This is a genomic window from Megasphaera sp. AF13-6AC (assembly GCF_027685385.1).
GTDB classification, from domain to species: Bacteria; Bacillota; Negativicutes; order Veillonellales; family Megasphaeraceae; genus Megasphaera; species Megasphaera micronuciformis.
In genome coordinates this window covers 1,395-1,828 of sequence record NZ_JAQCUN010000191.1, presented here as the reverse complement: position 1 = coordinate 1,828, position 434 = coordinate 1,395, and the positions used below count along the sequence as shown (strand labels likewise).

Below are 434 nucleotides of genomic sequence, written 5' to 3'. Positions count from 1 at the left end.
GCGTAACGTGGTCCCATGTTTTCGATAACCGTGACAATATTTACGATCCCATGCACGGTAAACGCTTGTCCTTTACAGGCACTTGGGCCGGTCACGGTTTGGGCGGTGACTTCGATTACTACAAGTTTATTATCGAAAACAGACTGTATTATAAAGTCGGCGTAAAACACGTCATTGCCGTTCGACTCATGGGTGGTATCGCTACAGGCGACATGCCGTACAATGACCTCTTTACCTTGGGCGGTGCCGATACGCTTCGCGGTTATGAAGATGATGAATTCCGCGGCAACAAGATGTATGCGGCTACGGTTGAATATCGGTTCCCCATTGCCAAGAAGGTACAGGGCGTGCTCTTTACCGATATGGGTGCAGCCTGGGGCGGCACCGGTAAGATTCCCTGGTACCAGGAAAGCAGAGGCCTTCATTATTCCGTC

1 protein-coding gene is annotated in these 434 nt (G+C 50.7%); it reads left to right on the top strand.

The features are described from left to right. Positions 1–434 (top strand): BamA/TamA family outer membrane protein (locus PGX78_RS07980; protein WP_270446387.1); only part of this gene is annotated, 434 nt, incomplete at both ends.